Origin of the sequence: Rothia mucilaginosa, assembly GCF_901875305.1 — a bacterium.
GTDB lineage: Bacteria > Actinomycetota > Actinomycetes > Actinomycetales > Micrococcaceae > Rothia.
In genome coordinates this window covers 1-19,282 of the sequence record NZ_CABFLY010000008.1, presented here as the reverse complement: position 1 = coordinate 19,282, position 19,282 = coordinate 1, and the positions used below count along the sequence as shown (strand labels likewise).

General features: G+C 59.9%; 30 protein-coding genes. All 30 read left to right on the top strand.

Translation table 11 applies throughout. From position 1 onward, the window contains the following. Positions 1–65 precede the first annotated feature (65 nt). Positions 66–284, top strand: a complete 219-nt coding sequence (locus JX292_RS08725; RefSeq protein WP_204863425.1) for a helix-turn-helix domain-containing protein — start codon at positions 66–68, stop codon at positions 282–284. Between the two features lie 53 nt (positions 285–337). Continuing rightward, complete coding sequence (locus JX292_RS08720) at positions 338–574, top strand: hypothetical protein (RefSeq protein WP_204863424.1); 237 nt, start codon at positions 338–340, stop codon at positions 572–574. Between the two features lie 10 nt (positions 575–584). After that, complete coding sequence (locus tag JX292_RS08715; protein ID WP_204863423.1) at positions 585–800, top strand: hypothetical protein; 216 nt, start codon at positions 585–587, stop codon at positions 798–800. Continuing rightward, positions 797–1,309, top strand: coding sequence for a hypothetical protein (locus JX292_RS08710; RefSeq protein WP_204863422.1), 513 nt, complete (start codon positions 797–799; stop codon positions 1,307–1,309). Before JX292_RS08715 ends, JX292_RS08710 begins: the two co-directional genes overlap by 4 nt. 10 nt (positions 1,310–1,319) lie before the next feature. Then, complete coding sequence (locus tag JX292_RS08705) at positions 1,320–1,526, top strand: hypothetical protein (RefSeq protein WP_204863421.1); 207 nt, start codon at positions 1,320–1,322, stop codon at positions 1,524–1,526. 678 nt (positions 1,527–2,204) lie between these two features. Further along, complete coding sequence (locus tag JX292_RS08700; protein WP_204863420.1) at positions 2,205–2,348, top strand: hypothetical protein; 144 nt, start codon at positions 2,205–2,207, stop codon at positions 2,346–2,348. A gap of 21 nt (positions 2,349–2,369) precedes the next feature. Continuing rightward, a complete protein-coding gene (locus JX292_RS08695; RefSeq protein ID WP_204863419.1) occupies positions 2,370–2,585 on the top strand; it encodes a hypothetical protein in 216 nt (71 codons plus the stop codon). Further along, positions 2,578–2,883 (top strand): MarR family transcriptional regulator, encoded by a 306-nt coding sequence (locus JX292_RS08690; protein WP_204863418.1) that lies wholly within the window; start codon positions 2,578–2,580, stop codon positions 2,881–2,883. Before JX292_RS08695 ends, JX292_RS08690 begins: the two co-directional genes overlap by 8 nt. Then, complete coding sequence (locus JX292_RS08685; RefSeq protein WP_204863417.1) at positions 2,880–3,788, top strand: helix-turn-helix domain-containing protein; 909 nt, start codon at positions 2,880–2,882, stop codon at positions 3,786–3,788. Before JX292_RS08690 ends, JX292_RS08685 begins: the two co-directional genes overlap by 4 nt. A gap of 12 nt (positions 3,789–3,800) precedes the next feature. Next, positions 3,801–4,304 (top strand): hypothetical protein, encoded by a 504-nt coding sequence (locus JX292_RS08680; RefSeq protein WP_204863416.1) that lies wholly within the window; start codon positions 3,801–3,803, stop codon positions 4,302–4,304. Then, positions 4,297–4,833, top strand: coding sequence for a single-stranded DNA-binding protein (gene ssb / locus JX292_RS08675; RefSeq protein ID WP_204863415.1), 537 nt, complete (start codon positions 4,297–4,299; stop codon positions 4,831–4,833). Before JX292_RS08680 ends, ssb begins: the two co-directional genes overlap by 8 nt. 19 nt (positions 4,834–4,852) lie before the next feature. Then, entirely contained in the window at positions 4,853–5,365 is a 513-nt protein-coding gene (locus JX292_RS08670) for a hypothetical protein (RefSeq protein ID WP_204863414.1), read from the top strand. 11 nt (positions 5,366–5,376) lie between these two features. Next, on the top strand, positions 5,377–5,730 hold the full coding sequence (locus JX292_RS08665; RefSeq protein WP_204863413.1) for a hypothetical protein: 354 nt from the start codon (positions 5,377–5,379) through the stop codon (positions 5,728–5,730). A 10-nt stretch (positions 5,731–5,740) separates the two neighbouring features. Continuing rightward, positions 5,741–6,181, top strand: a complete 441-nt coding sequence (locus JX292_RS08660) for a RusA family crossover junction endodeoxyribonuclease (protein WP_204863412.1) — start codon at positions 5,741–5,743, stop codon at positions 6,179–6,181. A gap of 11 nt (positions 6,182–6,192) precedes the next feature. Further along, complete coding sequence (locus tag JX292_RS08655) at positions 6,193–6,861, top strand: hypothetical protein (RefSeq protein WP_204863411.1); 669 nt, start codon at positions 6,193–6,195, stop codon at positions 6,859–6,861. Continuing rightward, the gene (locus tag JX292_RS08650; protein WP_204863410.1) at positions 6,855–7,088 is read left to right on the top strand and encodes a hypothetical protein; all 234 of its coding nucleotides are present in this window, start codon (positions 6,855–6,857) and stop codon (positions 7,086–7,088) included. Before JX292_RS08655 ends, JX292_RS08650 begins: the two co-directional genes overlap by 7 nt. A 70-nt stretch (positions 7,089–7,158) precedes the next feature. Further along, positions 7,159–7,761: a DUF7341 domain-containing protein gene (locus tag JX292_RS08645; RefSeq protein ID WP_204863409.1), complete on the top strand. Its 603-nt coding sequence runs from the start codon at positions 7,159–7,161 to the stop codon at positions 7,759–7,761. Between the two features lie 99 nt (positions 7,762–7,860). After that, positions 7,861–8,175, top strand: coding sequence for an HNH endonuclease (locus JX292_RS08640; RefSeq protein WP_204863408.1), 315 nt, complete (start codon positions 7,861–7,863; stop codon positions 8,173–8,175). A 163-nt stretch (positions 8,176–8,338) separates the two neighbouring features. Then, on the top strand, positions 8,339–8,680 hold the full coding sequence (locus JX292_RS08635) for a terminase small subunit (RefSeq protein WP_204863407.1): 342 nt from the start codon (positions 8,339–8,341) through the stop codon (positions 8,678–8,680). After that, positions 8,646–10,253, top strand: coding sequence for a terminase large subunit (locus JX292_RS08630; protein ID WP_204863406.1), 1,608 nt, complete (start codon positions 8,646–8,648; stop codon positions 10,251–10,253). Before JX292_RS08635 ends, JX292_RS08630 begins: the two co-directional genes overlap by 35 nt. Next, the gene (locus JX292_RS08625) at positions 10,244–11,761 is read left to right on the top strand and encodes a phage portal protein (RefSeq protein ID WP_204863405.1); all 1,518 of its coding nucleotides are present in this window, start codon (positions 10,244–10,246) and stop codon (positions 11,759–11,761) included. The genes JX292_RS08630 and JX292_RS08625 overlap by 10 nt, the downstream gene beginning before the upstream one ends. After that, positions 11,745–12,473 (top strand): HK97 family phage prohead protease, encoded by a 729-nt coding sequence (locus JX292_RS08620; RefSeq protein ID WP_204863404.1) that lies wholly within the window; start codon positions 11,745–11,747, stop codon positions 12,471–12,473. Before JX292_RS08625 ends, JX292_RS08620 begins: the two co-directional genes overlap by 17 nt. Before the next feature lie 13 nt (positions 12,474–12,486). Further along, complete coding sequence (locus JX292_RS08615) at positions 12,487–13,713, top strand: phage major capsid protein (protein WP_204863403.1); 1,227 nt, start codon at positions 12,487–12,489, stop codon at positions 13,711–13,713. Between the two features lie 24 nt (positions 13,714–13,737). Continuing rightward, positions 13,738–14,244, top strand: coding sequence for a hypothetical protein (locus JX292_RS08610; protein ID WP_204863402.1), 507 nt, complete (start codon positions 13,738–13,740; stop codon positions 14,242–14,244). Positions 14,245–14,581: 337 nt separating this feature from the next. After that, positions 14,582–14,839, top strand: coding sequence for a hypothetical protein (locus tag JX292_RS08605; protein ID WP_204863401.1), 258 nt, complete (start codon positions 14,582–14,584; stop codon positions 14,837–14,839). Continuing rightward, on the top strand, positions 14,826–15,257 hold the full coding sequence (locus JX292_RS08600) for a hypothetical protein (protein WP_204863400.1): 432 nt from the start codon (positions 14,826–14,828) through the stop codon (positions 15,255–15,257). The genes JX292_RS08605 and JX292_RS08600 overlap by 14 nt, the downstream gene beginning before the upstream one ends. A gap of 3 nt (positions 15,258–15,260) precedes the next feature. Continuing rightward, a complete protein-coding gene (locus tag JX292_RS08595; protein WP_204863399.1) occupies positions 15,261–15,866 on the top strand; it encodes a hypothetical protein in 606 nt (201 codons plus the stop codon). A 95-nt stretch (positions 15,867–15,961) separates the two neighbouring features. After that, positions 15,962–16,243 (top strand): hypothetical protein, encoded by a 282-nt coding sequence (locus JX292_RS08590; RefSeq protein ID WP_204863398.1) that lies wholly within the window; start codon positions 15,962–15,964, stop codon positions 16,241–16,243. Further along, the gene (locus JX292_RS08585) at positions 16,213–16,614 is read left to right on the top strand and encodes a hypothetical protein (protein ID WP_204863397.1); all 402 of its coding nucleotides are present in this window, start codon (positions 16,213–16,215) and stop codon (positions 16,612–16,614) included. The genes JX292_RS08590 and JX292_RS08585 overlap by 31 nt, the downstream gene beginning before the upstream one ends. 12 nt (positions 16,615–16,626) lie before the next feature. After that, positions 16,627–19,282, top strand: a 2,656-nt coding sequence (locus JX292_RS08580; RefSeq protein WP_204863396.1) for a hypothetical protein, incomplete at its 3' end; no start/stop codon positions are given.

The window sequence follows — 19,282 nt, the reverse complement described above, 5'->3', positions numbered from 1 at the left end:
AAAAACTTGATTTTGAATCCAATTGGGTTCATACTGGACCCATCACCACAGGAAAGGAGGTGCACATGACCGAGACAGACAAGGCGCTCGCGGCCATCGGATACGCCATGCGTGGGCAGAGAAAAACCCAAGCGGAGCTCTCCGAAAAGCTAGGAAAATCGCAAAAATACGTCAGCTACGCCCTGCGAGGCAAGGCAGACCTGCGACTATCCGAGCTCGCCAAAATCTCCGACTGGCTAGGAGTCCCCGCCCATAGACTCCTGCAGGGTGAGACCACGCCCTAAAATTTTTACCCATGTGAGTCCAATTGGACTCATTTACAGAAAGGACACACGAAATGCTAACCACCCCCACCGTCCCGCCGCGTCTCTGGACAACCCAGGACCTCGCCGACTTCACCCAGCGCAGCGTCTCCTCCATCGAACAGGAACGCTCCGCAGCAAACGACGGACGCACCCACCACCCGCCGTACATCCGCATCGGCAACGCCGTCCGCTACGACCCCGCCACCGTCTACGCCTACTACCAGGCAACTCAGATCACCCAGACCACCCCCGGCGCACCCACCAACTAAGGAGACACCAATGGAACCCGACCAGTTCAAACTCGTCTTCAACGCCGTCTGCTTCGGCGCCAGCGTTACCGCGGCTGGCATCTCCGGACTCTTCTGCTTCTTGGTGACTAAAGATGCCTGGGAAGAGAAGAAGGAAGAAAAGGAAAAGAGCGCGAGCTATCGGCGAATCGGGACGGGTACGACCTCATCGACCCACCCTGCACCAATTAGGAAGGACACACCATGACCAACCCCAAGACCAAGCGCGACCGCGCAGCAGGCCGCCAGCACCGCCACACCGCACTCCAGACAATCATCGACAACCACAACCAGGTCCGCGCCGACATCGACAGCCTCGACAACAGCATCGCGTGCCTCCAGGACGAACTCTGCGAGACTCGCAGCCTCACCGACCACCTCAACGGGCGGGTCGCACAGCACGCGAAGGACGTGAACGCCAACGTCGGATTCGCAGTACAACGCATCGTCAAGAACGAACGCAAGCTCACCGAAACCGAGTGCGCAGTCGGAATCCTACAAGGCGCCAGCAAGAACCAGGGTAAGGCGCTCGCCCAGCTCGACCGCTACACCCAGAGCCTGCACGCCAAGCAGACGAACCTGAAGCACGACCTCGCCATCACTCGCATAGACATTGCATACATGGAAAAGAAGTTCATCACCCTCGCCTGGATCAACCTCGGAATCTGGGTCGCCGTAGCGCTCACCCTCTTCTTCCTCCTCCTCATCGTCTCGTAAGGAAACACCAATGGAACGCACTATTCGAAACACCAAGCTCGTCATCTGGGCACTTGTCCTCGCAACCGTCACCGTCGCCAGCGTCGCGAGCGCTCAGGAAGATATCGGGATCCGCGGCGTCCTGCTCGTCGCCTCGTTGATTCCTGCAGGACCGGCAATCCTGCTGGGTTCTTGGGTGAACGACATGAAGGCAGGTGGTCTCTGTGAGCAGCGTTAGGGCTAAGTTGCCGTCCCCTGCTGATTGGGGGGGGTCTGAGCGTTTGTACACGTTGGCTGAGGCGGCGGAGGTCTTGGGCATTAGCCAGGGGACGCTGCGGAAGCGTGTGCATGGCTGGACTATCAATGCTGTGGCGTGGAGTGAAGAGACTAGCTACTGCTTCGCTCAGTCGTCGCTGGATAAGGCTCTGACGCATGCGTCAGCCCGCCGCGCTCGCCATAGGACGTACCGCGGCTGTTTCCCGAGTGCGGAGATGCTGACCCCGCCTCGGATGAAAATCTCCACGATTGATTGGGGACGCCCCTATGAAGGGAAGGATAAGTAATGGATACCTGTAGCAGTTGCGGGGCGCCTGCAGAGGAACGTACTCGCGGTTGCAAAGCGTGCGCGAATCGCCACAACCGTTGGCGCCGTGCTGGGGACCCGCGCGCCATCCGTTCCCCGGGTTACGGCTTATGCGGCAGATGCGGAGGCTCGCTCCTTGCACGGAACCTGACGTGTAAGACCTGCGCGCACCGCCACGACCACTGGGTCCTGGTCGGAGACTCGCGTGGTATCCCCCGGCCGCGGAAGGCCTGCAAGGGCTGCGGCGGAGACATTGACGAGTACACGGACGGATGCCTCATCTGCAAGAGGCGGAAAGCTGCTCGAGCTCGCAAGGAAGCCAAGGAACAAGACGTGCAATACTTGCCGGCTGACCCGCCTGCAGGAATCCACCCCGTTGAGGAAAAAACCCTCGACAGCCCCCGAGACATCGAGAACCTCCACCACCTTCAATCCTGGCTGCGCGCTCGCCGCGCTCGCCTCACCAAGAAACACTAACCACCCCCTTTAGGAGTCACCATGCGGCAGATCATGCACATCGTTGAGCATGCCACTCTTGTCCAGGCCGCCGCCTACGGTAAACACCGCGCCGCCGCTCTCTGCGGCAAGACCGTCGACATTGACCTGTCAGGCTACTTCATCACCTACGCCCGCACCCCGCAGCGCACCCCAGCGAAACTACCCGGCGTATGCGCCCCCTGCGACCTCTGCCGAATGGATCTACACAATGCTTGACGTCGATATCCTCGGCACCCTCGCAGAAGCCACCTGGCTCGACCACGAGAAGAACTGCCGCATGAGCGAAACCCACCGCAGAGCCCTCTACTGGATCACCCTCCACTCAGACACCAACGGGCACAGCGACCTCTCCCCCGCCAGCCTCGCCCAACACCTGGGCATCTCCCAGCCCACCGCCAACAAACTCTGCAAAGAGCTGCGTGCGGCTGGGCTGGTCACCTTCCTCAAAATCGTCCCCTCCGCATCGGAATACCGGTGCGAACTCGACATCGAAAGAATCGGAGCGCTGACATGAGCTACGGACACATCCTAGCCGCATGGAAAGTCACCGGACTCACCCCACGGGAAAAGGTGGTTCTGCTGGCGCTCGCCGACTGTATGAACGCCACGACGGGTATGTGTTTCCCGTCGGCGCAACGAATCGGCGAAATGACGGGGCTTCATCACCGGAGCGTATGGACGGTGTTAGGGCTCCTTGAGGAGAAGGGAGTAATCACGCGGATTAACCGGGAACTCGAGGGTGGAGGGCAGGGCTCAAATCGGTACCTTCTTCATCTGTCGGAGCCTGTCCCGCCGCCGACTTCACTCCCCATGACGGAGCCTGCACCCCCTATGAAGAAATCTTCACAGCCCTATGAAGAAATCTTCACACCCCCTATGAAGAAATCTTCACACCCCCCATGTAGAAATCTTCACACCCCCTATGAAGAAATCTTCACACTAACAATAGAAGAGAACCATAGAAGAGAACCAAGGGAAGATAACACTCATGGTCAGCTCTTCGAGCTGACCGAGACAGAGCCCACCCCCAAGCCTGCAAAACCCAAAAAACGGCCGCTCGGCGAATACACCGAAGCCTTCGAAGACTTCTGGAAAATCTACCCCTCCAACCGAGGCAAAGCCGCAGCGTTCAAAGCCTGGGAAAAAGCGAAGAAACGCGGAGCCACAGAAGAGCAACTCAAGACAGCCGCCGCAGCCTATCGCGGATACGTCACCCGCCTCGGCCGCGCTGAGGAGCACATCAAGCACGCATCCTCCTGGCTCAACCAAGACGACTGGCTCGACGAACCCGACTCATACCGGATCAAACCCGCCGCCGGCAGCTTCGCCCGCCGCGCCGCCGGCACCGTCAACGCCCTCAACCCAAAGACCCCACCCCCAACCCAGATACCCACCACTAACTACTACGCCCTCACCTAAAGGAGCACCCCCATGACACTCGACGAATTCCGACAATTCTGGCTACTACTCATCGCCACAGACACCCGCGTCGAATCCCTCGACCCCATGCAAGAAGCCGCTGCAGGCATCTTCGTCGGAGAAATCCCCGCAGAGCGCAGCACCGACCTCATCAAAGAGCTCTACGCCGAACGCCTCTACGGGGCCCCCCAAATCCCCGACATTGCCAAAGCCTGGGAGCGCCTCAAGGCAAAGGACGAAGCGCTCGCCCACAAGAAGCGCACCCTGAACCGGCTCTTGGCACTCATCAACGAGGAGAAGGAAGACGTCTACAGCGAGACTGACTGGGTCAACATCACCGCCCTCATCAACCGCTACAACCGAGTCCTCGCAGGAATCGACCCGCACCACCGAGGAACCGCCCAGCCACTCCCCCCATACCCCCGCCCGCAGCTGAAAGCGCTAACCAACGCCAACGCCGCGCACAACGTACAAGCAATCGCAAACACCATCGGAAAGGACCTCACCCATGTCTAACGAACTGACCATCGTCGGCAACGTCGGCGAAACCATCGAACTGCACAACCTGCCCGGCGGCGGCACCGTCTGCAACTTCTCCGTCGCAGACAACCGCGTCCGCCAACTCGACGACGGCTCCTACAAGACCATCAGCACCACCTGGCGCCGCGTCGCCGCCTACAAGAACGCCGAAGCCGTAGCCGAAAACCTCACCAAGGGAGCACGAGTCATCATCCGAGGAATCGAAGAAATGCGCACCTACACCCGCACCGACGGAACCCCCGGCCACCAGCTCAGCTTCATCGCATCCGTCGTCGGCATCGTACCCACCACCCCCAAACCCATCGGCTCCCCCGCCGCCCGCCCGGCACCGCGCCACCCAGTACCCACCCAGTACCCGCCCCACGGATACCAAGCACAGCCCACCAACGGATACCAGCAGCACCCCACCCCGCAGGCCCCGCAGGCGGCCCCGCGCTCGCCGCAGGGATACCAGCAAGCACCGGCATACCCCACCCCGTACACCACCGACCAGCCCCCGTTCTAACCACCCTTTAGGAGTCACCATGACCAGCGGATTCCACCTCGCAGCCACACAAATCTGCAACGCCCTGCGCATATCCCACATCAATTTCGAGAACCTCACCCAGCCAACGGAGATGTTTTGCGAAGACTGCCAGAAAAACTACATGCGCATCACCAGCGGAACCACTCCAGGAGATGTCCGCGTCGCCACGCTCGAACACTACCAGCAGGAACACACCGTAACGTGGACCCACCTCGTAGATGCAGGCGAAGCATGCCTCGAAGCCGCGTCCGCCGCATGGAACGCCGGCGAGGACTTCCTCGGCGTTGAAAACCTCTTCGACTGCGCCGACAACCTCCGGAACCTCTTCATCGTCTGCCCCGTCGAAGAGTGCTGCGCATGGTTTAACCACAAAATCCCACCGCACTCACAGCTCGGCCCCGGCCCACTCGACATCAGCCACGAACTGCAGCACTACTTCATCAGCATGCTCGCCAAACACTACATGGCAACCCACAGCATCCACGACCTACCCATCCCCACCACCCATTAAGGAGAAACACCATGAACACCCCCGACCAGCCCACCAGCTACAACGACCTCAAGCGCCTCGCAGGAGAAGCCCTCACCCAGGCCATCACCGAAGCCAAGAACACCCCCACCCTCAACCAACGGCTCACCACCCTCGAATCCGCCTACGACACCTCAACCGAAGCAGTCGCCAACCGCCTCAAGGAACACGACGAAAAGCTCAAGGAAACCGACGACGCACGACTCGAGACTAACCGCCGAGCCAACTGGCAGGACCAACGCATCGCCGATCTCAGCGACAAGCTCCGCAACACCCAGATCTGTCTCACCCTCTCATTCGCCGGCATCATCATCCTCGCCACCGTCATCAGCAGCTTCTTCCACTAAGGACACCCCAATGACCGAACACCCAGAGCCACTAACCTTCTTCGTCAGAGGAACCCCAATCCCCCAAGGCTCCAAAACAGCAATCAGACACGGCCGCCGCGCCAGACTCATCGAAGCCAACAAGCGGCTCAAACCCTGGCGCAACACCCTGCAAACCGCGCTCGCCGCCCAAGCTGCAGGCCGCCGCGTCCCCGGCCCCTTCACCATCTACCTCGACTTCAGATTCACCCCACCCCAACGACCCCGATACCGAGGCCCCAACGGCGCAGGCATCCACGCCGTCAAACCCGACGTCGACAAACTCACACGAGCCATACTCGACTCCCTCACCAACGCCGACATCATCGACGACGACGCACGATGCACCACCCTCATCGCCACCAAGAACTACACCAATAAGCTCCACCCCACCCCGGGCGTACGCATCATCATCGAGCCCACCACCGACTAAGGAGAAACACCATGAACACCAACACCTACCTCCCCGGCACCACCACCCACAACGGCTACACCATCCGCTTCACCGTCCAGCACGACGCACTCCACAACCCCACCCGCGTCTGGTGGTGCATCCTCGACATCGCCCGCGCCGCCGGCTACCGAGGCAACTCACTGCAGTCCCAAATCCCCGACAACAACCGAATCGAATACGCAGCAGACGGCAAGAGCAAACTCCTCTACGCCCCCACTAGCGCGCTAACCCGCCGCCTCAAGTACGCCCGACTCAAGCACAATAAACCCGAACGCCTCAACACCGCCGCCTGGATCAAGCAACACGAACGTGAACTCCTCGCCGGCCCCGTGCCCACCAGCTACAAGCCCACCCCTGCCGCACCCCGCCCCGCAGGCACGGACAGTGCCCCCGCGCTCGCCGCAAACACCGTCCCCGGCATCGACGACATCCTCACCCCCCAACCCCACCACACCCCCACCCGAAAGGACATCAACACCAACCTCGCCGACCAAGCCCGCTACGTCACCTCACACGTACACACCCTCTGCGAAGGCATCATCGCAAACCCCGCCGCCGACGAAAACACCGTCAAGCACGCGCTCGACCTCGAACGCCTCGCCCGATACCTCGAATGGAAAACCGAAAACCTCACCAAGGAAGGAACCGAACAATGCTAGAACGCCTCGCCATCTACCCCAACACCACACCCGACCACCCCATCATGTGCGCCACCATCGACTACGACCCCAACACCCCAGGAGACCGCCGCAACGAAATCGAACGCCTACTCCGCTCGCTCCTCCCCACCAACTGGGAACACTACACCCTCCACTACAAATCCAGTGAACTAACCACCAAACACCCCACCCTCCCCAACTACACCTACAAAACCATCAAAAACTAACACCCCACACACCACGGCGCGGCGGCCACACCAGCCGCCGCGCCACCCAACAAACGCACAGGAGCACCCCATGCACCCCACCCCAACACTCGAAAGCATGATCACCGCCCTCTGCGATGGCACCCCCCGCATCCGCAAACTCGACGACGGCACCACAACCGTCATCCAAGAAATGCCCCTCCTCGACCAACTCCGCATCGCAGTCACCGACAGGAACGGCACAGGCCGCAGCGGCAAAAACAAAAACACCGGCGCAATCTGCAACCTCGACGCAATCGAACTCGAACACGACATCCGCAACCGCACCGCCCCGTACACCACCACCCCCAACCCAAGCCTCAAGCAGGCCGTCCGAGAATGGGCAATCGCCGAGAACAGAACCGTCGCCACCATCTACGCCGCAGACTGGACACGACGCATCCGAACCCTCAACCACACCACCGTCCACCTCCACAACACCCCCTGCCCCCGATGCAAGAAAGCAACCCACACCCGCCAACTCACCGACGGCACAACCAAAGTAGACGCCGCGCTCGCCATCATCGTCCGTCCAGAAGAACAGCCGTCAACCCGAGTCATGACGTGCTGCGGAGCCTGCGGCTGGACTGAGACGGGCTTCGACGCAATCAAGCGCCTCGCCCACTTGCAAGCTGGAGAATCTTTAGTAAAATAAAAGCTATCGGGCACAGCTGTGCCCAAAGCCCCCGGTATCCGTCAGGTGCCGGGGGCTTTGCTGTCCCTGGCATCAACCCACTCGCACAGGAGATGACACATGGCTACAAACCTACGCAGTGGCAGAGACTACTGGCGACTCCGCCAGCGATTCTTTGAGCAGTGCGCCGCCGACGGCACGCCGTGCTGGCTCTGTGGCCAGAGCATCGACTACTCACTACCGTGGCGAGATGATGACGGAACAGTGAACGACGAAGCTTTCGAGCTCGACCACCTGCACCCCGTGTCTACTCACCCCGAGCTCGTCAAAGACCCCGCAAACTTCAGAGCCTCCCACAGAGAGTGCAACCGAAACAGGGGTAACAAGAAAGCAATCAACAAGATTGGTATCCCGTCCCGCCGCTGGCACGTCTAGCCGTACAGGGGTAGGGGCGGTCAGAAAATAAACCTCCCTCACCGCGGAACATTCCTGGGGGCTCTCTTCCTCTCCCCCCGCCAAGATAACCGGGGGACGCGCGCGCGATTATAGCCCGTGTAAAAAGAAATGCGTTTATGTGTAAAGAAATGCGAGAAATTACATGCTCGATTTGGACGATGTAACCTCCCGCGTCTACCTTGCGCCGCTGGTCAAAGAAGCTATCGAAGAAGCAGAAGCTGCAGGCGTCATCAAGGACATGGACGTCGCCGCCAGCGCCCTTGCAATCGAATACGCACGCACCCTCGATGAGACCTGGGACGATTGCATCGAAAACGGAACCTGGGATGTCTGGCTCAAGTGCCTCAACATTGCCGGTCCTAACCTCAACCGCACCCTCACCGCGCTGGGGCTAACTCCTGTCTCCCGCGGCGAAATGGCTACCAAGGACGCGAAGGTGGATGTTGTTGATGAAATCCTCAGCAAGAGAAAGCGCCCCGCTTAAAGGCTCCACCGTTCCCCGCCTCTGGACTCGCCCGCTACGCAAGCTCACCCCCGAGACCAGCCTCGGATTCGAAGCCATTGAATTTGCTGAGCGCGCGCTAGGACGTACTCTCCACCCCTGGCAGAAGTGGTTCCTCGTTCATTCGATGGAGCTCTCCCCCGGCAGCTTTGTCTCAGATGACGTTCCTCAGTTCCGATTTGAGACCGTTCTCCTGCTCGTCGCCCGACAGAACGGCAAGAGCTACATCATGAGCACCCGCCTTCTGTGGCGCATGGTCGCCTGGGACGGCCCAGAAGAAGAACCGACCTTGGTTCTCGGCACAGCCCACAAGCTATCTCTGGCAGAAGAGATTCTTGACCTATCGCACACCGTGCTCAAGAACTCGCCTATCCGCGCTCGCCTTGCAAAGAAGAGCGATACGAACGGAAACAAATTCATCAAGCTCACCAATGGTGCCCGCTACCGATGCGAGGCCGCCAGCGATGATGGAGGCCGCGGACTCACTGTCACCGACCTCGCCTTCGACGAGCTTCGTCAGCAACGTGAATGGTCAGCATGGTCAGCAATGACCAACACGACCAACGCAATTACCTCCGCGCAGACAATCGCCGTATCCAACGCCGGCGAAGCGAAGTCGGAAGTTCTGCGGAGCCTGCGCGCAAAGGGCATCGAAGAAATACAGGCGTGGGAGGCCGCACAAGCGAAGGGCACGGAATACAGCCCGGCTGATCCGTCTCTCGCGCTGTTCGAATACAGCGCTCCTGACGACTGTGACATCTTCGACCGAAAAGCCTGGGCAATGGCAAACCCCTCGCTCGGCTACCCGCACGGCCCGAGCGAGGAAACTCTCGCCGCCCGTGCCGCGCTGGTCGGTAAGCCTGGCGAAGGCATGCCCGAGCATAAGTTCCGCACCGAGAACCTATGCCAATGGGTCAACGTTGCAGAGGACTCCCTGTTCAAGGAAGAAGACCTTCTAGAGTGTCTCGACTCTGACAGTGAACCCGCGCAAGAGTCACCCATCTATATCTCAGTCGACGTGTCAGATGACCGCAGGATGTCCACCATCTCACTCGCCGCATGGCGTGAAGACGGACTCCCCCACGTTGAGGTGCTAGCCCAGCGTCCCAACACCGAATGGATCCCGGCGTTCCTCGCTGAGAAGCTCACCTTCGAACCTGCAGCAGTCATCATCCAGGGACGAGGTGCCCCAGCCTCGTCTCTCATCGACTACATCGAAGCCGCCGGTACCGCCGTACTCAAGTGTGAAGGCACCGCCCTCACCAATGCATACGCGCAGTTCTACGACAGAGTCATCGACCATTCGATTCGGTGGCGAGACCAGCCCGCGCTCACCCTTGCGCTGGGCGAAATCCAGGTCAAGAGCATGGGCGACGCCTTCGTTTTCAACCGCTCAAAGTCCCCCATCGACATCGCGCCGGCCTGTGCCGCAGCTTTTGCGCTCTGGGGACTGACCTCTCAGAAAGCACCCGAAAAGAAAACCAGCGCATACGCCGGCGACTACGAAGACTGGTACACAGCAGATCAAATCGAGGACGGAGGTAAATGGTGGTAGCACAGAGTATCGGCCAGATTATCACTGAGGCCATCATCAACCGCCTCCCCAGGACTGCAGGCACGTTCCAAGGCCGCCACGTAGACATCTTCGTCAACAACGCTGAAGGGACCGACGGATCAAACCCCGCAGTCGCAACGCTCGCCGCTCTCTACCGCTACCAGCCCTACGTTAGGGCCGCGGTCGATTGGTACGCCCGCCACGTCGCCCAAATGGCTATCCACACCTTCGTTCGCGATGGGGAGCATCGAGAGAGGAACACCAACAACCTCGCGCATGAGCTCCTATCTGGGCAGCCGAACTCGTGGATGACGGGATATGAGCTCATCTACGACCTCGTTGCGAATCTGACCCTGTACAACCGTGCTCACTGGTTCTTCCTGCCCGGCAGCGACGGCACCCCAGAGATTCATCCCTTCCCCACCGCATGGGTAACCCCAGTCTGGGACACCTGGGAGTCAATCTCACACTACAAGGTCCAGCCGCCGGGCAAGAGCTCAGCAGTAGAGATACCCGCTGACAAATGCGTCACCTTCACCGGCTGGTCACCGACCCCCGGCAACTCATGGAGCGTCCTCGACACCCTCCGCATGGTGCTCGAGGAAAACTACCACAGCCACCGGTACAGGATTCAGCTCTGGCGCCGCAGCGGACGAGCCGGCACGTACATCAGCCGCCCGACCTCTGCCCCAGAATGGGACAACAACGCGCGCAGGCGATTCTACGCAATGTTCGAGGACTTCACCGGAGACCACGGCGCACGCGCAGGCTCAACTCCTCTGCTAGAAGACGGCATGGAAATCAAATCCACGACCTTCAAATCGGCAGACGAACAGTGGGCAGAATCAATCACCCTCAGCCTGCACACCGTGGCTCAGGTGTTCCAGATCCCCGCAGGGCTCCTCGGCGCAACCGACGGACTCAGCTACGCCAACATGCGAGAAATGAACCGAGCAATCTTCAGCGGCACGCTCGGCCCGCTTGTCCGATCAATTGAAGACCGCCTAAACACCTTCGTCCTACCGCAACTCGGCATCGACCGGAAGAAGTACTTCGTCGAATTCAACGTCCAGGAAATGCTCCGCGGCTCCATCGAAGACCAGGCGAACATCTTCTCCACCTCAACCGGCGGCCCCTGGATGACCCGAAACGAAGCACGACGGATCAACAACCTACCCCCCGTACCCGGTGGAGACGAACTCATCACCCCCCTCAACGTCATCGTCGGCGGACAAACCTCGCCGCAAGACGGAGGCTCCGCATACCAAGGCGGAGGAAAAGCAGCAGAGCTTATCCGAGACAACCTCGAACGCGCCGAGCGAATCCACCAGGCACGAGGCAAGACCCCCATCAGCCGCCTCGAGAAGGAGCTCGCTGACGACCTCAAAAAGAACTCAGCAGCACCAGACCCCGCCGGTACCGCCCGCAATATCTACCAGCAGGTAGAGACCCGCGGCGCTCCTCCGTACACAGACATTCAGGAAGAGACCAATGACAATCCACTATAAGGACGCCGCCCCCGGCGCTGTCTCCATCATCGAGGAATCAGAAGAGCGCAAGGGTATCTTCACCGGCTACGCCGCAGTCTTCGGCAACATCGACTCCGTCGGCGACCGAGTCATGCCGGGCGCCTTCACAGAAACCCTCGCCAACGACTACCGAGCCGGCGGCGCAGGTATCCCCTGCTACTGGGGACACCGCCTCGACGACCCCGAAATGGTCATCGGCGAAACCCTTGCAGCCGTCGAGGACGAACGAGGCCTCAAGGTTACCGTCCAGCTCGACCTCGAGAACCCCAAGGCTGCAAAAGCCTACGAGCTCATCCGCAGGAAGCTCGTCAATCAGATGTCATTCGCATACGTCATCGAAGACTGCACCGAAAACGCAGACGACAAGTGCACTGACCTGACCAAGCTCCGACTCTTCGAGGTCTCCCTCGTCCAGATTGGAGCAAACACCGAAACCGAACTTACTGATGTCAAGGCGTTCAAAGCCGGCCGCAAGATTTCCTCCTCAAACCTGGAAACCCTCAAGCGCGCCGTAGAACTTCTCGAGTCAGTTATTGATGACGCCGAACCCGACGTCGAGAGTAGCGGCAAGGACCACCCAAAGCCCAATCCCGAGGAGCCGGAAACGGCCAAGGGAAAGGAGGCCCCGGCTGACACACCGCGCACGCTCACGGCAGAAGAGCTGGCAGAGTACAAAGCATATTTCGCATAGAAAGGAGCCAAACATGGCATCCATCAATGATCAGCTCGCATCCGTCAAGGCAGAAGCAGAAGAACTGCTCGCCGCCGCCGCAAAGGGTGGAGCTGTAAACCGCACCCGCCTCGAGGAGCTCCGCCACGACATGGAGAACCTGAAGGCAGACCAGGACGCAGTCGCAGAAACCAACGCACTGCTGAAGGCACTGGGCACCCCGCCGCCCGAGCCCCAGCCCGAGCCCGCCGCTGAAAAGGGCGCTGTCAGCTTCGGCCGAGAGGTCGTCACCGCGCTCGCAAAGACCGGTGCTCTGGGCATGCTCAGCGCGTCCCGCAAGGCAACCGCTGAATTCATCAGCTCCAAGGCCGCCGGCGACGCTGTGACCACCACCAACGCCGCTACCGGCACCGGCCTGCAGACCCTGTTGACCGATGTTGATAAGAACATCATCCCCGCTTACGTAGAGGGTCCGAGCATTGGCAAGTGGCTCTCCTCGGGTACCATCGACGGCAACTCCATTACCTTCTTCACCGGAAACGAATGGACTGCGGCGGCTGGCCGCCCCGGCGGCGCGGCAGAGAACACCAAGCGCGCAGGCGTTACCCCGCCCCCGCTGACCTCTGTCAACATCTCGCTGAAGAACATTGCCGGCTGGCACATGATCACCAAGGAAATGGCAGAAGACCTGTCCTTCCTCGCCACCGAGATCAACACCAACCTGCTCCAGCAGCTGGTTCGCGTGGAGGAGGAGCAGTTCCTCAGCGGTACCGGTACCGGCAACGACCTGACTGGCATCTTGACCACTGCAGGTATCCAGAGCGAGACCGCAGCGACTGCCGCCGACAACTTCGACGCAATCCTGCGCGCACAGACCAAGATGCTCAAGGCCACCGGCCTACGCGCAGACGGTCTCGTCATCCATCCCGACGACTACACCAAGCTCCGCCTGGTGAAGGACGGTAACGGCCAGTACCTGGGAGGCGGCGCTTTCACCGGTGCCTACGGTGCCGGTGGCGTGCTCGTGGATCCGCCGATTTGGGGCATCCCCGTCATTCAGACCAACGCAATCCCCGCCGGTACCGCCCTTATCGGCCACAGCTCCGCAGCAACCGCATACCGCAAGGGTGGCCTGCGCGTTGCCGCGTCGAACGACGTCAACGACGATTTCCTTTACGGCCGCTTCCGCGTGCTGGCGGAGGAGCGCGTCGCCCTGGCAGTCAAGGCACCGAAGGCATTTGTCAAGATCACCTTGAAGTAAACACCTCATAGGAAAGGGGGAAACATGCCACAGTACCCGACCATCAACACCCAGCCGGTATCTCCCCGAGAAGCCGCGGAGGCCGCAGTCCGCGCCTGGTGCGGTTGGCATGTTTCCCCCGTCATCGAGGAAACGCTGACGCTTGATGGCAACGGCACTAACCGCCTTGCGCTTCCCTCGAACATGGTGCATGCCGTCAACGAACTGCTCGTTGACGGCATGCCCGTTGAGGGGTTCTCCTTCTCCCGAGACGGATGGATTCAGCTCCCTGCAGGGTGCCTCACCCCGCGCCGTCCTGGATGCATCACAGCCGTCATCACACACGGCTGGGATTCCGTCCCAGACGTCCAGAAGGTCATCCAGGACTTCACCGCCCGCGCAGCAATGGGCGCCCCCGGCTCTATCGCCTCTCAGCGTGCCGGCACGCAGTACGTCGCATACGCAACGCACAACGGCGAAGTCACAGGCGGCGGCCTGCTCTCCACAGAGAAAGCACTGCTAGAGAAATACAAGCTGAGGCAGGTCCCCTGATGTTCGGCCTAGCATCATACTCAACCACTGCAACGCTTACCCGCCGCACAGGAACAGAATACGACTCCCGTGGCTTCAAAAAGCCAACAGAAAAACAAGAACAAATCACGGTCTTCCTCGACGCCCCCTCCACCGTAGAACCAACCAGTGTGGGCGCTTCCGAGACCGACATCTACACGCAGACTCTTTACACCACACCTGGAACATCAATCCACGCCAAAGACAAAATTACCATCAACGGCACCACATACCAGGTCGTAGGAGTCTCTCCGCCAATCACCAACATCTTCACCGGCACAACGTTTTACACCGAGGTCAAAATCCGGAGGGTAACCACATGAGCGCAAAAAACAAGCTAACCATCAACAAAGAAGCAATCAAAGCTCTGCGCAAATCCCCCGCAGTAGTCGCAGACCTCGAACGACGCGCCAAGAAAATTGCAGCTGCCGCCGGCGGCGAAGCAATCGGTTACAAGGTTACCCACCTCGCACTCGAAGACCCCCGAGGCGCAGTCTCCGTCATGGCCACCGGCCACGCCGCCCGCCACAACCGCAAACACAACTCTCTCGTGAGGAACCTAGATGCCGGCCGCTAACAACACCATCTGGGACTTCGAAGGACTCGTCACCACCACGTACATGTACCTCGTCTCGAGATACAACGACCTCCCCATCTACCGTGACGAACCCCCCGCAGACTGGGACGGGCTCACCGGATGCGTCATCATCAAGGACGGCGGCGGGAACCAGCTCACCACCGACCAGCTCCTCACCGGCCGCGTCACCCTCGACATCAGACACCCAGACCCAGCAATCGCAGAAACATCTGCACGCACAGTCTCAACCCTCATCCGCGAATGGGACTACCTCCCCGACCCCGTCTGGGTCACCTCCGCAGGCATCCCCACCTACGATCCCATCGACGACCCCGCCACCCCGGCATGGACATTCACCGCAGCACTAACGGTGAAATCAACAACCACCCGCGCACTCAGCGCTAACTCTAAGGAGTAACCAATGGCAGAACCCGCATACCTGACCGAAACGTTTGTCCCGAAGCCCGAAAAGATTACCGGCGGCATCCTCTTTGCTCCCGTCGGCACCGTAGTCCCCACCAACGCACGGGATAAGCTCAACGCCGCCTTCACCGAACTCGGCTACGTCTCCGCTGACGGCGTGAAGATTAGCAAGGACTCATCCGACGACGGCGTAGACGCATGGGGCGGCGTCGAAATCCGCAAGATCCGCACCAAGTTCAGCGAATCCCTCAGTTTCAGGCTCTATTCGACTGTCTCCCCCGATGTTCTTCGCGCAGTTCTCGGCGCTGACAACGTCATCGTCAACGGCACCGACATCACCGTCAAGCACAACGCCGACATTGCCCCCCTGCAGACCTTCGTCCTCAACACGATCGACCCGGCCACTAAGGTCCGCAAGCGCTACGTCGTCCCCGAAGGCCAGATCCTCGTCACTGGCGACACCACCGTCAGCCACTCCGAGATGACCGCAATCGAAGTCGAAGTCGGCGCAAAGGCAGACGCTACCGGCACCGGCATCTACGAGCTCATCGACGTCTCTGGTCTGAGCACCCGCCCCGCCGCGGCAGTAGTCGCCGCCGGCTAAACCCATAACCCTATAAAGCACCTGCGCGCCGTGACCGTGACTCCCACGGCGCGCAGGACCACCAAGGAGTCACACCCAAACAAAAGGAGTCACACATGGCCACCAAGAAGAAGCACACCCGAAAAAGCGAAAAGCTCTACCGCTCCCTCACCTTTGAATCCTCCCTCTTCAACGGAGAATTCACCCTCCCCGACATGAAGCAGGCCCCCAACCACGTCATCGCCGCAATGGAACGCCTGGACCTCAACACCCTCATCGACTGGTGCATCAGCGCAGGCGCAGCCAAGGAAGACACCGAAATCTTCTGGGAAATGGACACCGAAGAAACCAAGACCTTCATCGAAGAATGGTCCCACGGCACCGTGGGAAAATTCTAGCCGCCCTCGACCTTTACCGCCGCCACGAATCAGCGGTACGCGCCCGCCTGCTGGAGCTCAACCTCAATTGGGACGCCAGCCGGCGAGGCAAAAGCAACTGGGCAAACATCATCGCTGCACTAGAGACCGCGCCCTGGGATTCAGCGCTCCGCCAGGCGGAGCTTCCTGACTCGTGGCAGTGGGGAAATCCTCTCTATGAACCGGTCCTCACCAGCATGGAGGCTCTCATCGCCGCCAATATCCAGCGGAGCGGTGACAAGGCCGCCGCTAACAGGTTCAAGCGTATCCCACGCCCAGGCGACCCGGCAGAGCAGAAGCTGGCCACCGCAGTAACCACCATCGACGAGCTCAACGCGCTTTTCGACAACTAAATAGGAGGGCATATGGCAGCCATTGAACTTGCTACCGGCTATATCACCCTGGCTGCTGAAACCCGCACCCTCACTCAGCAGATCGCGACTGCGTTTAAGGGAGCTGGAGACCACGGTACCCGCGCTGGACGCGAAATCGGCTCCTCTATGGCGAAAGCTTTTAAAGAGGCAAACCCCATCGACATGGATTCAATCCGTGCGAAGGTAGAAAACGCTGAGAAGGCTATGGCGCAGTCTGCGGAACAGGCCGCTGGTAAGCGTGCCGCCGCCGCAGCAAGCATCGAGCAGGCGCAGGCAAAGCTTCTCGCCGCACAGAGCCGGGTGGAGGCACAAACCCTCAAGGTCCAGCGTGCCGAAGACGCTCTGGCATCTGCACGAAAGAGTGGAAACTCTGATGCAGTGCTGGCGGCTGAATCCCGTCTCGCTTCCGCCCGCTCCCAGCTGCACAGCGCCAGTGCATCGCTCACTGGCGCAGAACAAGGCGTAGCCGGTGCACGTGCTCGATACACCGACATCTCCAGGAAGGCAGTCGCCCAGACGACTGCGTATGCGCAAGCTCTCAAGAGCGCAAAGGGTGACCTGCACCAGGCAGAATCTGCCACCGCATCGCTTGGCACCGAGACTGAGCACGCCGCAGGAAAATTTGGGCGACTGAAGTCTGGCTTCAAGTCCGCCATGGCGGATTTCAAGGCTGACGCAACGAAGAACCTGCGAGGCGCATTCAACGGAGTCGAGGCAGAGGCAGAAGCCGCTGGACGAGCATCCAGCGGCAAATTCAAAAGTGCATTTACTGGCGCGCTGACTGCCGCCGGCGGTCTCTTTGCCGGTGTGCAGCTCTTCGACTTCGGGCGTGACGCGATCTTCAAGGCCGGCGATATCGAGCAGTCAATCGGTGCCGTCGACGCCGTCTTCAAGGGCTCCGCCGAACGCATGCACGAGTATGCCGCCACTGCGAGCTCAACTGTGGGCATCTCCACCAATGCCTACAACGAGCTAGCGGCAAAGCTTGGCGCTTCATTGAAAAATGGAGGCACCAGCATTGACGAGCTTGGAGAGAAAACTAATGGTTTGATCCAGCTCGGCGCTGACCTTTCCAGCCTCTACGGCGGTAGCACGCAAGAGGCGATTGACGCAATCTCTGCAGCTCTCCGCGGCGAGATGGACCCGATTGAACGCTACGGCATCAGCCTAAACGACGCCGCGCTCACGGCGAAGGGCCTTGAACTCGGTATCAAGAAGGTCGGCGGCTCATTCTCCACCCAGGAAAAACAACTCATCACCCAAGCGCTCCTCTTTGAGCAGTCAACCGATGCGCAGGGTAACTTCTCTCGCGAGTCTGACACCTTCGCACATAAGATGCAGGTCGCTTCCGCTCGCATGGAAGACATGAAAACCAAAATTGGCTCCGCGCTGCTACCCACAGTCGTGAACCTCATGGACGCCTTCGGAGAGAAGCTCAACCCCGTGCTCACCGAGGTTGGCGGCGGCTTCAGGGCATTCGGTGCCGCGTGGGAGAAATTTGACGGTGACGTGACATCCGCCGGGTTCCCCGGCTTCATGGAAGTCGCCGCCTTCGCAATCAGGGGTTTCTACGAATCCGTCAAGCAATGGGTCGTAGACAACATCATCCCTGTCTTCCGAGACGTGCTCATCCCCACTCTGCAGAACGCCGGCGCAGGAATCGCTGAGTTCTTCAGGGGGCTATTCGCCGTCCCCGACGGTGAGCCAGGCGCTGTCTCCATCATGCGGTCGATTGGTGATGCTGTCCGTAATACCTTCACCTTCATCGAGGACACCGCCTCATGGTGGGGACCATTCGCAGCAGGTATCGGGGTTGTCGTCACTGCGTACAACGGGTGGCAGAAGGCAACCATGCTGGTGGCCGCTGCCCATACCTTCCTGGAGAAGGCAGCTGGCGCCGCTACCAAGAGCAATATCATTCTCACCGTCATTGGGCTCATCGTGGGCGGACTAATCCTCGCCTATGAAAAGGTCGGCTGGTTCCGAGACTTCGTCGATGGGGCGCTCCAGGCTGTAGGCTCCGCCTTTACGTGGCTGTACGAGAATGCAATCCGTCCTGTCTTCGAGTGGATTAGCCAGGCGGTCGGCGGGTTCATCACGTGGTGGAACAAGAACTTCGTCCCCGAAGTCAATGATGGAGTCCAAGAGGCCGGCAACGTGTTCACTTGGCTGTATGAGAACGCCATTCGCCCTGTCTGGGACGGCATTAGCCAGGTTGTTGGAGGGTTCATTACATGGTGGAATGAGAACTTCGTCCCCGCGCTCAATGGTGGCCTGCAGGCTGTAGGGTCTGCTTTCCAATGGTTCCTCACAAATATTGTTGAGCCTGTCTGGACGGTAATCAAGACGGCTATCGTTGCGGCAATCGCAATTATTCTCACCGTCTTTGACGGCCTCAAGTGGGCTTTCGATAATACACTCGGCCCGGTCTTCCAGTGGTTCTACGAATCAATCGTGAAGCCCGTCTGGGACGGTGTAACCCAGGTAATTAATGGCTTCCTGTCCTGGTGGGATACTACATTCACGCCGGCGATGTCTACCGCCGTTACTAACTTCGGAAACGTGTTCACCTGGCTGTACGAATCAATCGTGAAGCCCGTCTGGGATTGGATTACTCAGGTAATCAACGGCTTCCTGAACTGGTGGA